Below are 13957 nucleotides of genomic sequence, written 5' to 3'. Positions count from 1 at the left end.
GATTACTATGAAAGTTAACGAATTATCTGCTTGTCTTGCTACTTCGCAACTATACGGGGATGGAGATGTGGAGATTACTGATCTTCAGACGGATTCCCGCCGTGTAGGCCCGGGAGATCTATTCATTTGTTTGCCTGGCCACACCGTGGACGGGCACAAATATGCGCCGCAAGCAGTAGCCTCCGGAGCGGCGGCTATTGTATGTGAGCACAAGCTGGAGCTTGATATCCCGCAGATTGTTGTGGATGACTGCCGGTTTGCGATGTCTGTCATGTCGAATGCATTCTTTGGCTCACCTAGCAGCCGGATGAGAATGATCGGGGTGACGGGCACAAACGGCAAAACAACAACGACTTATCTCATTGAGCGGATTATGCAGGATCAGAATATGAAGACAGGTCTGATTGGAACAATTCAAATGCGCTATGACGGCAAAAGCTACCCTATGTCAGGCACAACTCCAGAATCGCTAGATCTGCAGCGTTCCCTTCATGATATGGCTTCCAAAGGTGTGGAATGTTGTGTAATGGAAGTATCCTCTCACGCACTTCAGCAAGGACGTGTGAAGGGTGCGGACTTCCGTACGGCAATTTTTACGAACTTAACCCAAGATCATCTGGATTATCATCATACAATGGAGGAGTATCGGGCGGTTAAAGGGCTCTTTTTCTCCAGATTGGGAAATGTGATCTCTCCGTGGAAGGAAGAACGCAAATATGCGGTGTTGAACGCGGATGATGAAGCCAGTCAATATTTTGCAGCCCAAACTGCGGCGGAAGTGATTACATATGGCATTGATAACAACGCTAATGTCCGAGCTTCGCAAATATCGATCACCGCAAAAGGAACTTTTTTCCATGTAGATACGTTTAAGGGGAAGACGGACATTTCGCTCCGTATGGTTGGTAAGTTCAATGTCTACAATGCACTCGCGGCGATTACAGCTGCTTTATTGGAAGATGTCTCTCTGGCTGATATCAAGACTAGTCTTGAGGCAATCGATGGTGTAGCTGGACGGGTGGAGTCAGTGGATGAAGGTCAGGAATTTGCTGTTATCGTTGACTACGCACATACACCAGACGGGCTAGAGAATGTATTAAAAACGGTCTGCGAATTTGCTACCGGCAAAGTGCTTACAGTATTTGGCTGTGGCGGTGACAGAGACCGGACGAAACGTCCATTAATGGGGAAGATCGCTGCACGATATAGCGACATGGTATTCGTAACTTCTGACAACCCCCGGACGGAGGACCCTCAACTAATCTTGAAGGATATAGAAGCAGGACTAGTAGAGGATGGAGTCACCTCTGACCGGTATCATATGATTGTTGATCGCCGAGAAGCTATCGGGAAGGCTATTGAAATGGCAAGCCCTGGCGATGTAGTATTGATTGCGGGGAAAGGTCATGAGACCTATCAACTGATTGGCGGAGTGGTTCATGATTTCGATGACCGCATCGTCGCTAAAGAAGTTATAAGGGGCCGAAACTATTGATTACAAGAACGCTTGAAAATATTGCTGCCATGTGCGCAGGGGAACCTGCTGCTGTCGAAGCTATGAATACAACCCTTACGGGAGTCGTTACCGACTCCCGTAAGATCACACCCGGCTGCCTGTTTGTGCCTCTATCTGGAGACAAATTCGATGGTCACCACTATGCTGCCGCAGCACTGGCTGCTGGTGCGGGTGCAACCTTGTGGCAACGCGATAAAGGACCGGTACCTGAAGGTGGCGGAGTTATTATTGTTGAAGATACACTAGAGGCTCTTCAGAAGTTGTCCGCTGCTTATCTGAAGGAAGTGGCTCCACAGGTTGTCGCTGTTACGGGCAGCAACGGGAAAACAACAACAAAAGATATCATTATGTCTCTGCTTGAAGTGCAGTTCAAAGTGCATAAGACAGCAGGGAATTTCAATAATCATATCGGTCTTCCGCTTACTATTTTATCCATGGCTGAGGATACAGAGATCGCTGTACTTGAAATGGGGATGAGCTCGCGGGGAGAAATTGCTCTGCTGGCTTCTTTGGCTGAACCAGACGTAGCGGTAATTACTAATGTAGGCGAGTCGCATTTACTGCAGCTGGGGTCACGTAAAGAAATAGCCCGCGCCAAGCTGGAGATTGCTGAAGGGCTGAAGCCGGGGGGATTGCTGATTTATAATGGTGACGAACCGCTGCTGACTGAGGTAATGCAAGAGTCCACTTTTAAGGCTCCAGAAGGGATGAGAACCTTCCGATTTGGTCTAAATGAGGATAATGATGATTATCCAACAGGGATGATGTCCCATACTGGTGGCATGACGTTCACGTCAAGCCGTCATAAGGAACATGCTTTTACATTACCGCTGCCAGGTCAGCATAACGTTGTTAACGCTCTGGCTGCACTAGCGGTTGCTCGTCATTTTGGGGTTACGGAGCAGAATATGAAGGAGGGTCTCAGCAGGCTCAAGTTGACGGGCATGCGGATTGAAGTGATTCGGACTTCCTCCGGACTTACGCTTTTAAACGATGCTTATAATGCCAGCCCTACTTCTATGAAGGCGGCTATAGATGTCCTGCAATCTATGAAATGCAGTGGCAATAAAATCGCTGTGCTCGGGGACATGCTGGAACTTGGGCCGGAGGAAGTAGAATTTCATCAAGAAATAGGCTACTACCTTGACCCTTCATTAACTGATTTTGTATGTACTTACGGACCATTATCCGTTCATATTGCCAAAGCAGCAGAAGAGAAATTCGGCAAAGAGCGCGTAAAAGCTTTTACAGATAAAGCGGAACTAACCGCTGTCCTTCTAGAGAAATGCAGTGCTAAGGATATTGTTCTATTTAAAGGATCAAGAGGGATGAAGCTCGAGGAAGTGCTTCAGAGCCTAAATAAAGATATTCAACAGACCTAAATCATTGGAGGGGGTGTACCCATGGATTATCAACTATTGTTATTGACTATTGCTGTTTCTTTTATCCTTGCGGTCATTGCCGCTCCGCTCTTCATTCCGCTTCTGCGCAGGATGAAATTCGGACAGCAGGTGCGAGATGACGGACCGCAAACCCATTTGAAGAAAGCGGGAACGCCGACTATGGGCGGTATCGTGATTATCGTAGCTTTTACCTTGTCTTATCTGAAATTTTCTGTGGTGAATACAGATTTTTATGTACTGCTTGTAGCTACGCTTGGTTTTGGATTGATTGGATTTTTGGATGACTATATCAAAATTGTGTTTAAGCGTTCCTTAGGGCTCACAGCACGTCAAAAGTTATTTGGACAGCTGCTGGTTGGTGCTTTAATGTGCGGTCTTCTGATCTATGCCGGACACAGTACAAGTATCAGCGTTCCAGGTACTGATTTCAGCTTTGATTGGGGTGGCTGGTTCTATTATCCATTCATCATTATTATGATGATGGCAGTGACGAATGCCGTTAACTTTACAGATGGAGTCGATGGACTGTTGTCCGGGGTTAGCGCCATTGCTTTGGCCGCATACGCGGTGGTGGCAATGCAGGCTACGTCTATTGCGGCAGGTGTATGTGCTGCGGCAATGATTGGTGCTGTACTTGGCTTTCTTGTGTTTAATGCCCACCCTGCTAAAGTATTTATGGGGGATACGGGTTCGTTTGGTATTGGTGGCGCGATAGGTGCTATTGCTATTGTCACGAAGAGTGAGCTGCTGTTTCTCATCATTGGCGGTGTTTTTGTAATTGAAATGTTGTCCGTTGTGATTCAAGTCGTTTCATTTAAAACCCGTGGCAAACGTGTATTCAGAATGAGCCCGATTCACCATCATTTTGAGCTTGGTGGCTGGTCGGAGTGGCGTGTGGTAATTTCGTTCTGGGCGGTTAGCTTGGTGTTGGCTGCTGTGGGACTATTTATTAGCAAGGGGTTGTAGAGAATGAAACATCCAGATAAGTATCGTGGTGAAGAAGTTGTGGTTCTTGGGCTTGCTAAAAGCGGTGTCCAGGTGGCTAAAGTGCTGCATGAACGCGGCGCTGTAGTTACGGTGAACGATAAAAAGGAAAGAGATCAAAGTCCCGAAGCTTCCGAATTGGAATCTTTGGGAATTTGTGTTATATGCGGTGGGCATCCGGAAGGTCTTATTCATGAAGGTGTAAGTCTGGTAATCAAGAATCCAGGCATTCCTTATTCTGCGCCTCCTGTACAAAAGGCAATTGAGCTTGGAATTGAAGTGGTCACAGAGGTAGAGGTGGCATATCGACTTTGTGCAGCGCCGATGATCGGGATCACGGGTTCCAATGGTAAGACGACAACGACGACCTGGGTAGGCCATATGCTGGAAGCTGCGGGAATGAACCCTATAATTGCGGGCAATATTGGTACGCCTCTCTGTCAGGCTGCACAAGAGGCTACCGAGGATAACTGGATGGTAGTTGAGCTTAGCAGCTTTCAACTTAAAGGTACGGAGACCTTCCGCCCTAAGATAGGCTGTCTGCTGAATATTGCAGAGACCCATCTGGATTATCATGGAAGCATGAAAGATTATGTGGATTCCAAAACCAAGCTGTTCGCTAATCAATTAGCTACGGATACAGCAGTGCTGAACTGGGATGATCCTGTCTGCCGGGAACTTGTACCCTATATGAAGGCTTCTATTCTTCCATTCTCCTTGTTTGAGGAGCTGCCTCATGGAGTATTTGTTAGCCCGTCCTACATTACGGGGCAAGATGATGAGCTGAAGCGCCACATTATCTATCGCGAATCTGCGGACAAGGAAACGATAATCGCGGATGTGGATTCCATCGCCCTTCCGGGTCGCTTTAATGTGGGGAATGCGCTGGCTGCCTGTGGAATTGCTATTGCCGCTGGAGCGGACCCCTCTCTATTAAGCGGAGTGCTTTCTTCTTTTCGCGGTGTGGAGCACCGCCTGGAGTATGTAGCTGATAAGGCTGGAGCCGCTTATTATAACAATTCCAAAGCAACGAACTCCAAAGCGACAATTACGGCTTTGACATCGTTTCAGCGGCCGGTGGTATTGATCGCTGGCGGATTAGACCGCGGCTCCGATTATATGGAGCTGCTGCCTGTCCTGAGCGGACGCGTCAAAGCTTTGGTGGCGTTAGGACAAACCAAGGACAAGCTAATAAATGTAGCACAGCTGGCAGGATTAAAGCAGATTATCTCCGTCGATAATGGGGAGAGCGCCGCCGCCGTGCTGCAAGCAGCTGTGCGGGAAGCTTCCGCTCTGGCGGAAGAAGGAGATATCGTTCTCCTGTCTCCTGCATGTGCTAGTTGGGATATGTTTACATCCTATGAAGAGCGCGGGTGTATTTTTAAAGAGGCGGTGCATAACCTTTAAGTAGGGGGGTGGATAAGCCCCTACTACGGATGCAAGAGGTGTGCTCCTGATGAACAAAACTCGTCATGCTCCCGATATTTGGTTGCTGATTCCCATTCTTTCTCTGCTGGTGATCGGCATGGTGATGGTATACAGCGCCGGATCTGTTTTAGGCTTCCGCAATTATGGAGATTCGTTTTACTTTGTAAAGAGGCAGCTTTTGTTTGCAGGACTGGGACTTGTTGCAATGTTTGTTACAGCGAATACAGACTACAAAGTGTTAAAAAAGCTGGCTAAGCCGGCACTGATTGTCTGCTTTATCCTGCTCGTTATGGTGCTTATTCCCGGCATTGGTGTAGTTCGCGGGGGAGCGCGCAGCTGGCTCGGAATCAGCTCCTTCGGGATTCAGCCCTCCGAGTTCATGAAGATGGGGATGATTCTATTTCTGGCGAATTGGCTGGGAAAAGAAGAGTATGATATCACCTCCTTCACTCGTGGCTTACTTCCCCCGTTAGCGCTTATCGGATCAGCTTTTGCACTGATTATGCTCCAGCCGGATCTGGGTACAGGTACCGTTATGTTTGGCGCAGCCTTAATGATGGTCTTTACAGCTGGAGCAAGAATGAAACATCTACTCTCACTAGGAGTAGCTGGGGTGGCTGGGTTTGTTGCTTTGGTTGCCGCAGCACCTTACCGGTTGCAGCGTATAACCGCTTTTCTTGATCCTTGGTCCGATCCCCTCGGTGCAGGCTACCAGATTATTCAGTCGCTATACGCGATTGGGCCTGGAGGACTCGGGGGTCTCGGACTTGGAATGAGCCGGCAGAAGTACAGTTATGTACCTGAGCCGCAGACCGATTTTATTTTTTCTATATTGGCCGAGGAACTGGGGTTTATCGGTGGTTTGGCTGTGTTGATCCTGTTTCTTATTCTAATCTGGCGCGGAATGAAGGTGGCGATGAGTCTACCTGACCGTTTTGGAAGCTATTTGGCCGTTGGCATCGTCTGTATGGTGGCTGTGCAAGTCATTATTAATATTGGTGTGGTCATCGGTCTAATGCCTGTAACAGGCATCACACTTCCTCTGATTAGCTATGGAGGTTCTTCACTTACACTGATGTTAACCTCCCTGGGCATTCTATTGAACTTATCCCGTTATGCGAGGTGAAAGACATGCGTATCGTATTAAGCGGCGGAGGCACGGGTGGTCATATCTATCCCGCAGTCGCTGTTGCTAGACAACTGGAATCAGAAGATAGTGAATCTACCTTCCTGTATATTGGTGGAACGCGTGGCTTAGAGAGCAAGCTCGTTCCCCAAGAGAATATCCCTTTCAAATCTATCGACATCACTGGCTTTCGGCGCAAGCTGTCCATGGACAACGTCAAGACGGTGATGCGTTTTTTAAAGGGCGTTAAGGCTTCCAAAGAAATGTTAAGAGAGTTTAAGCCTGATGTTGTAATTGGTACAGGCGGTTATGTATGTGGTCCGGTCGTTTACGCTGCATCCCGGCTGGGTATTCCAACCTTGATCCATGAACAAAATGCTATCCCTGGTTTAACAAATCGTTTTCTAAGTCGTTACGCGAGTACAGTGGCCGTAAGCTTTGAAGGGACAGAATCTGCTTTTCCGGGGAGCAAGCACGTAATCTACACAGGTAATCCTCGGGCAACGACGGTTACTACGGCTAGTCCACAACGGGGGTTTGCCTCGCTGGGCATTCCGGATAACAGCACGGTTGTTTTGGTTGTTGGCGGCAGTCAAGGGGCTAAGGCTATTAATAAAGCCATGATTGAAATGGCCCCATTTGTGGGTAAGGGTAATGGTGTTCATTATGTTTACGTTACAGGTGAGCCTTATTTTGAGGATACCCGTGCTGAATTGCGTCAGAAGCTGGGTAGCACACCGAACTGGCTGCATGTCCTACCTTATGTTCACAATATGCCGGAGGTCTTGGCTTGTACCTCCTTAATCGTAAATCGGGCGGGGGCATCCTTTCTCGCTGAGATTACAGCGCTGGGTATTCCTTCTGTACTTATCCCTTCTCCTAATGTGACGAATAATCACCAAGAGGCGAATGCAAGACAGCTGGAACGCGAAGGGGCCGCTGTGGTGCTGCTTGAGAAGGAATTGAATGGTAAGGCGCTTTATGAAGCTGTGCAAGCAATCATTGGAACTGAAGCTGTACGCCAAAAAATGTCCGAGGCTTCCAGACGACTGGGCAAAAGGGATTCTGCTGCCATTGTCACTAACGAACTCCGAAGACTAGCCGGTAAACAGTCTTAAGCCATTAACCTTTGAGAGGTTTTTCCTTATTGGCAGCTCTCTGTCACACACTTGGAGGAACGAACATAGGATAATCCTATAATCGTGACAATCACCCAGGACACTTCCTAACCTGAAAGGTAGTGCAGGATAATCTTGTACATTTCATATGACCTTGTATCGGAAGTGTTTGTGGTGGGTGAGCGGTAATCTCGGAGGTGATACATTGGACAAATTGGTGATTGAGGGTGGAAGTCCCCTGTCAGGCACCATTCGTATCCATGGAGCAAAAAATGCGGCGCTGCCGATTCTAGCGGCAAGCCTGCTGGCCGAAGGAGTTCACTCACTGCATAATGTGCCGAAGCTGCTGGACATCGAGACTATGCTAGACATCTTGGATCGGCTGGGCTGCAGGTGCGTGCATCAAGAGGATACGGTGACGATAGATACGTCAGCCGTGGGGACATCTCATGTACCTGAGGATTTGATGCGGCAGATGAGATCTTCCATTTTTTTAATGGGACCGCTGTTATCCAGATTTGGTGAGGTAACGATCTATCAGCCTGGTGGCTGTGCGATCGGGGAGCGTAAAATCGATCTTCATTTGCAGGGTCTTAAAGCACTGGGGGCGGAGATCGAGGAAAGCAACGGACGAATATCCTGTCGGGGCTCAAAGCTTGTAGGGAGTGATATTCATCTCGACTATCCAAGTGTTGGAGCCACGGAGAATATTATGATGGCTGCCGCCAAGGCAGAGGGGACAACGACGATATCGGGAGCAGCAAGAGAGCCGGAAATACAGGATCTACAGCAATTTTTGAATAGTATGGGTGCTCAGATTATCGGTGCAGGCACGGATACCATTACGATCCAGGGTGTCAAAAACTTATATCCCTGTACGTACGAGGTAATCCCAGACCGGATAGTGGCTGGAACTGTAATGATTGCTGCAGCAGCTACACGTGGGAATGTGACCTTGACACATACGAACGCCGGGCATCTGACTTCGCTTATTCATGTGCTTAAGCGGGCTGGTGTTCAAATCACAGTATGCAATGATATAATTAATGTCAGCTGCATGGGGCGTCCGCGTGCGGTTGAGAGAATTGTAACCTCTCCTTATCCTTCTTTCCCGACGGATCTGCAATCTCAGGTCATGGTGCTGCTGTCGCTCGCCGATGGTTTTAGTGTGATCAAGGAGACGGTGTTTGAGGGACGGTTCAAACATGTGGAAGAAATGGCCCGGATGGGTGCTGACATTTCTATCGATTTGAATCGTGCGTTTATTCGCGGCGTTCAGAGATTGTATGGTGCTACTGTGGAAGCTACTGATTTGCGGGCGGGTGCAGCTCTGGTCATTGCCGGGCTTGCTGCACAAGGGACTACGGTCGTTGAGCAAGCGCATCACATTGACCGTGGTTATGATGGAATAGAGAAGCTGTTTCAGAAGCTTGGCGCGCGTATAAGCCGTAAGGTGCCTGTAACGGATCCACTTGATTTGGCCAATTAAAGCTCCCTGTCTCCTTCCAGATCTCCCAGAGAAGGAGACAGGGCCTTATTACGGAGAATATGAGAATGACTACAACCCGATTACCTCTTCTTAAAGAGGACAAGCCTAAGAAAAAAATGAGCCGTAAGATTACGGCGATCCTGCTGCTGCTGTTCACTGCGCTTCTTGCTGTGATTTTTTTTAGATCGTCTATTAGCCATATTACAGTGATAGATTTTCAAGGTAGTAAGTATTCTACTAGTGAAGAGCTACTCTCACAAAGTGGAATTAAAATAGGTGGGCAATTCTTTGCTGTATCAACGAAAGCTGTGGAAGAATCTCTGCTGAAGCTTAAGACGATTAAAGACGTCAGCGTGCAGAAGGATTTCCCCGGGGTGATCACAGTGAAGCTTGAGGAATTTCCAGCGGTAGCCTATGAACTGGAACAGGGAGGCCTCTTGAAGGCAATTCTATCCAGTGGAGCTGCAGTCCCTGTTAATGAGACAGGAATTGCCGTTGAGAAACCCATATTAACGAACTGGGACCCGGAAGATCCGAATAAGGCTAAGCTTTGTCAAGCATTAGCAAGCATTCCTAATGAATTGACAAGTGATATCTCTGAGATTGTTCCCTCGCCGACCTTGTCTTTTCCAGACCGGATCAAGCTCTATACTAGATCCCGTTTTGAGGTGATTACAGCCATCTCATTGCTAAAGAGCAAGGTGTCCTATTTGAATCAGATTATAGAGACTGAACAGCCTGGACTGATTAAAATGCTAGAAGCCGATTCATATGTTCCCTTTCAGGTTGTAAGCGATGAAGAAGATGTTGCGCAAGAGTAGTGTGGAGGTAAATAGTCCCTACTAATAGAGTTAAAAAAATGCTACAATCGGAGTTACGGGCAATAAGCTATATCCCTCTTTTTTCTTCGATTTTTTTGAGATATAGTACTATATTTGGTTGAAATGACCAATTAGGCCGATATTTCTTGTGATAATTGCTATTTTTACAATAACATATGAGTAACTATTCACATTTGGGGATGTTGGAATATTATTCCGTTCAAAAAATTTGTAGAAAAAAGAGGGAAAGGATTAGGTATGTTGAATATGTACAGAGAAGTTTCCCGGGACCGGGATAAGGTAATGCAATTAATTATGATTATAACAGGAGGTGCCATAGGACTTGAGCAACAATGACATCATTGTTAGTTTGGACATCGGTACATCCAAAGTTCGGGCAATAATTGGGGAAGTTACCAATGGAACCTTTAATATTATTGGCGTTGGATCTGCCGATTCGGAAGGAATACGTAAAGGCGCGATTGTAGATATCGACCAAACTGTGCAATCGATCAAAAGTGCTATAGATCATGCAGAGCAGATGGTGGGTATTCAAATATCAGAGGTTTATGTAGGCATTTCCGGTAATCATATTGGCCTGCAATCCAGCCACGGTGTTGTGGCCGTTCAGAATGAGGATCGTGAAATCGGCGATGATGATATCGATCGCGTAATTAAAGCTGCGGAAGTCATTGCTATGCCTCCGGAGCGTGAAGTGATTGATGTTGTTCCCAAACAATTTATCGTCGATGGTCTTGAAGGAATTCAAGACCCGCGCGGAATGATTGGTGTTCGTCTGGAAGTTGAGGCAACAATCATTACGGGTGCTAAGACGCCAATACATAATCTACTACGCTGTGTTGAGAAATCAGGGCTGAAGGTAAAGGATCTTGTGCTGATGTCTCTTGGAGCTGGTGGATTGGCGCTGTCCAAGGACGAGAAATCGATGGGATCTGTTCTGGTTGATATCGGTGCGGGCTCAACAACAATAGCCATATACGAAGAGGGTTCTCTTAGTGCAACCTCCACGATTCCGATCGGAGGAGAATTCGTAACCAATGATATTGCCTACGGACTTCGGACACTTACTGATCAAGCGGAGAAGGTAAAACTTAAATATGGTTGTGCTTGGATTGACGATGCAGCCTCAGACGTTGTCTTCAAGGTATTGCGCATTGGCAGTAACGTGGAGAAGGAATTTAACCAAGAGGATCTGGCGGCCATTATCGAGCCAAGGGTGCAAGAAATATTCCACCTGATTCGTCAAGAAGTTAAACGGCTTGGTTACAGTGAACTGCCTGGAGGTTATATACTAACAGGTGGGACTGTCTCGATGCCGGGTGTATTGAAGGCTGCTCAGACTGAGCTGGCTGCATCTGTACGCATCGCCGTGCCGGATTATATCGGTGTACGGGACCCTGGGTTTACCGGCGGTGTCGGTATTCTGCATAATGTTGTCCGTAGTTTCCGTGGAAGAAACAGTGGTGGAAGCAGCAACAAAAAGACGGTCAACCGGAGCAAGCAGAACGCCACTCCGAGTCAGGAAACTGTTCAGAAGCCCGGATTTGTGGAGCGTCTAAAAAATATGTTTAGCGAGTTTATATAAGTGTAAGTCCAGATATACTTGGACCGGCCATCCAAGCACATTGAGGGGGAGATGGAACAATATGTTAGAATTTGATTTTGAAATGGAGAGCTTGGCGCAAATAAAAGTCATCGGCGTGGGCGGCGGAGGTAGTAATGCTGTCAACCGGATGATTGAAAACGGCGTTCAGGGTGTAGAATTTATTACGGTTAATACAGACGCCCAAGCGTTGCATATGGCCAAATCGGAGCACAAGCTGCAGATTGGGGACAAGCTGACCCGCGGTTTGGGTGCAGGCGCCAACCCTGAAGTCGGTAAGAAAGCAGCGGAGGAATCCCGTGATCTGATTTCGAATACCCTTAAAGGTGCAGATATGGTATTTGTTACTGCAGGAATGGGTGGCGGTACAGGTACAGGTGCGGCGCCAGTTATAGCTGAAATTGCTAGAGAGTGTGGAGCCCTGACTGTGGGTGTAGTGACTCGCCCGTTCACATTTGAAGGAAGAAAACGTTATAACCAGGCAATGCTTGGAATCGAAGCTTTGAAAGAAAAAGTCGACACACTAATCGTCATTCCAAATGACCGTTTGCTTGAAATTGTTGATAAGAAAACACCGATGTTGGAAGCTTTCCGTGAAGCAGATAATGTTCTCCGGCAGGCTGTTCAAGGTATCTCTGACCTAATTAAGGTTCCTGGTCTGATTAACCTTGACTTTGCGGATGTAAAGACGATCATGACAGAGCGCGGTTCAGCGCTTATGGGTATTGGTATTGCAAATGGTGAGAACCGTGCGTCTGAAGCAGCACGTAAAGCCATCATGAGCCCACTCTTGGAAACGTCTATTGAAGGCGCCCGCGGCGTAATCATGAACATTACGGGAGGATCTAACCTCTCTCTATACGAAGTCAATGAAGCGGCTGAGATTGTTACATCCGCCTCTGATCCTGAAGTGAATATGATCTTTGGTGCGATAATTGATGAAGGCCTGAAGGATGATATCAAAGTAACAGTAATTGCTACTGGCTTTGAACATAAACCATCGCCTGAAGCTCCAGGACGCCGTCCGGTCTCGACGAATAACGAGCCAGCGGCAGCACCGGATAAGAACGCTGCTAATCTGCGTCCGTTCGGGAATCAGAATACGTCAGATCAATTAGATATTCCGACGTTCCTGCGTAACCGTAATCGTGGCAACAATGACTAATTAAATATTTTTATTAAAAGATATGAAGCACCGTATTCCCCAGCTAATAGAGCTAGGGCAATGCGGTGCTTTTTTTTTATGTGAAATGTTGTTCAGTAGGAATAAAACCCTCCCGCGCTATAACTCGACAAAAAAACCTTAAGAATGCCCCCCAAGTTTAGACAGACTTTGAATGCGAGACTTTTTATACTAATCATATCGTCCAAAAAAACAGAGCCTGATCCATTTTGGCTACAGGATAGATTCCGCCATAGTAAGCAGGTGAATGCACTGGTTGTTTATATTGACTTGATATTCGCCGCCAATCTAGTGATCGACGGAATTCTTTTGTGGCTGACAGGCTGGATGGTCAAGCTGAGGATATCATGGTGGCGTTTAGTCCTCTCAGCTCTGGTTGGTGCGCTGTATGTGGTGATGATGTTTGTGCCGGAGTTGTCTTTCATGTATACCTTCCTCATTAAGTTTGGATTGTCGGTGGTTATGCTATGGATTGCCTTTGGTTTTGGGAGTCTGCAAAGCTACCTTCGCACTATGGGAGCTTTTTATATTATCAATTTCGCAGCGGCTGGTGGGATTGTAGGTATTCACTATTTGCTGCAGAGCTCCGGTGATATTTGGAATGGTATTATGTTCACTGCTTCAGGAGGGCATGCTTACCGCCTAAAGATTGGCTTTTGGTTTGTAATTGCAGTATTTCCCCTGGTGTTAATCTGCTTCAAGGCAGTGCACTCCTCACGAATCAGAAGGGAGCAGCTTGAAACCTATATCGGTGAGGTGGTAGTAGAAATTGATGGAGTGACTGTTTCCTGTCCCGGCCTGCTAGACACAGGTAACCGGCTTTGTGATCCTTTGACCCGCATACCGGTGATGGTTATGGAATCTTCGCTCTGGGAGGGACATCTGCCTGAAACATGGAAAGGTAGACTCACTCAGGACGGAGCGGACAAACTTTTACTAGAAACGGACGGGCAGTCGTTTGCTTGGCAGGACAGGATGCGACTGGTGCCTTACAGGGGAGTTAACCGGGGGGCATCATTTATGCTCGCACTGAAGCCTGATCAGGTGACGATAAAGCTTGGTGAAGATATCTTTTATTGTAAAAGAGTCTTGATTGGGCTGGATGGTGGGACATTGTCGGGGGATGGAGCCTATCGGGCTGTAATACATCCTGATTTGACTCAAAAAGAGAGCGCTACTGTTGCAGCACTGCCTTCCTAATCTTTAAAGCTAGCTGAACCAAACTTCTGATGGCTGAAAGCGGGATTTGAAAGCTTCACACGCGA

The 13957-nt window shown here is 47.3% G+C and carries 11 protein-coding genes; all 11 read left to right on the top strand.

Annotated elements, in window-relative coordinates; all coding sequences use genetic code 11:
• Positions 1-7: 7 nt before the first annotated feature.
• The 11 genes from MHH50_RS23565 to spoIIGA all read left to right on the top strand — a co-directional run bounded on the left by MHH50_RS23565 (position 8) and on the right by spoIIGA (position 13892).
• Positions 8-1495, top strand: coding sequence for a UDP-N-acetylmuramoyl-L-alanyl-D-glutamate--2,6-diaminopimelate ligase (locus MHH50_RS23565; protein ID WP_038572864.1), 1488 nt, complete (start codon positions 8-10; stop codon positions 1493-1495).
• Positions 1492-2898, top strand: a complete 1407-nt coding sequence (gene murF, locus MHH50_RS23560; protein ID WP_076306391.1) for a UDP-N-acetylmuramoyl-tripeptide--D-alanyl-D-alanine ligase — start codon at positions 1492-1494, stop codon at positions 2896-2898. The genes MHH50_RS23565 and murF overlap by 4 nt, the downstream gene beginning before the upstream one ends.
• A gap of 21 nt (positions 2899-2919) precedes the next feature.
• Positions 2920-3885, top strand: a complete 966-nt coding sequence (mraY, locus tag MHH50_RS23555; protein WP_036683653.1) for a phospho-N-acetylmuramoyl-pentapeptide-transferase — start codon at positions 2920-2922, stop codon at positions 3883-3885.
• A gap of 3 nt (positions 3886-3888) precedes the next feature.
• Entirely contained in the window at positions 3889-5310 is a 1422-nt protein-coding gene (gene murD, locus MHH50_RS23550; protein WP_340033516.1) for a UDP-N-acetylmuramoyl-L-alanine--D-glutamate ligase, read from the top strand.
• A 49-nt stretch (positions 5311-5359) separates the two neighbouring features.
• Positions 5360-6457, top strand: a complete 1098-nt coding sequence (gene spoVE, locus MHH50_RS23545) for a stage V sporulation protein E (RefSeq protein ID WP_036683647.1) — start codon at positions 5360-5362, stop codon at positions 6455-6457.
• Between the two features lie 5 nt (positions 6458-6462).
• Entirely contained in the window at positions 6463-7575 is a 1113-nt protein-coding gene (gene murG / locus MHH50_RS23540) for an undecaprenyldiphospho-muramoylpentapeptide beta-N-acetylglucosaminyltransferase (protein ID WP_248549382.1), read from the top strand.
• A gap of 205 nt (positions 7576-7780) precedes the next feature.
• Positions 7781-9064, top strand: a complete 1284-nt coding sequence (gene murA / locus MHH50_RS23535) for a UDP-N-acetylglucosamine 1-carboxyvinyltransferase (protein WP_036683642.1) — start codon at positions 7781-7783, stop codon at positions 9062-9064.
• A gap of 65 nt (positions 9065-9129) precedes the next feature.
• Positions 9130-9885: an FtsQ-type POTRA domain-containing protein gene (locus MHH50_RS23530; protein ID WP_340033515.1), complete on the top strand. Its 756-nt coding sequence runs from the start codon at positions 9130-9132 to the stop codon at positions 9883-9885.
• A 343-nt stretch (positions 9886-10228) separates the two neighbouring features.
• Positions 10229-11491: a cell division protein FtsA gene (gene ftsA / locus MHH50_RS23525; RefSeq protein WP_076136520.1), complete on the top strand. Its 1263-nt coding sequence runs from the start codon at positions 10229-10231 to the stop codon at positions 11489-11491.
• A 61-nt stretch (positions 11492-11552) separates the two neighbouring features.
• Positions 11553-12674: a cell division protein FtsZ gene (gene ftsZ / locus MHH50_RS23520; protein ID WP_076129065.1), complete on the top strand. Its 1122-nt coding sequence runs from the start codon at positions 11553-11555 to the stop codon at positions 12672-12674.
• A gap of 270 nt (positions 12675-12944) precedes the next feature.
• Entirely contained in the window at positions 12945-13892 is a 948-nt protein-coding gene (spoIIGA, locus tag MHH50_RS23515) for a sigma-E processing peptidase SpoIIGA (RefSeq protein ID WP_076129086.1), read from the top strand.
• Positions 13893-13957: the final 65 nt, after the last annotated feature.

The sequence above is a fragment of the Paenibacillus sp. FSL H3-0302 genome (genome assembly GCF_037982245.1).
GTDB classification, from domain to species: Bacteria; Bacillota; Bacilli; order Paenibacillales; family Paenibacillaceae; genus Paenibacillus_AQ; species Paenibacillus_AQ odorifer.
Note: the sequence above shows the minus strand (reverse complement) of the source record. Positions and strands in the feature narration are given on the sequence as shown.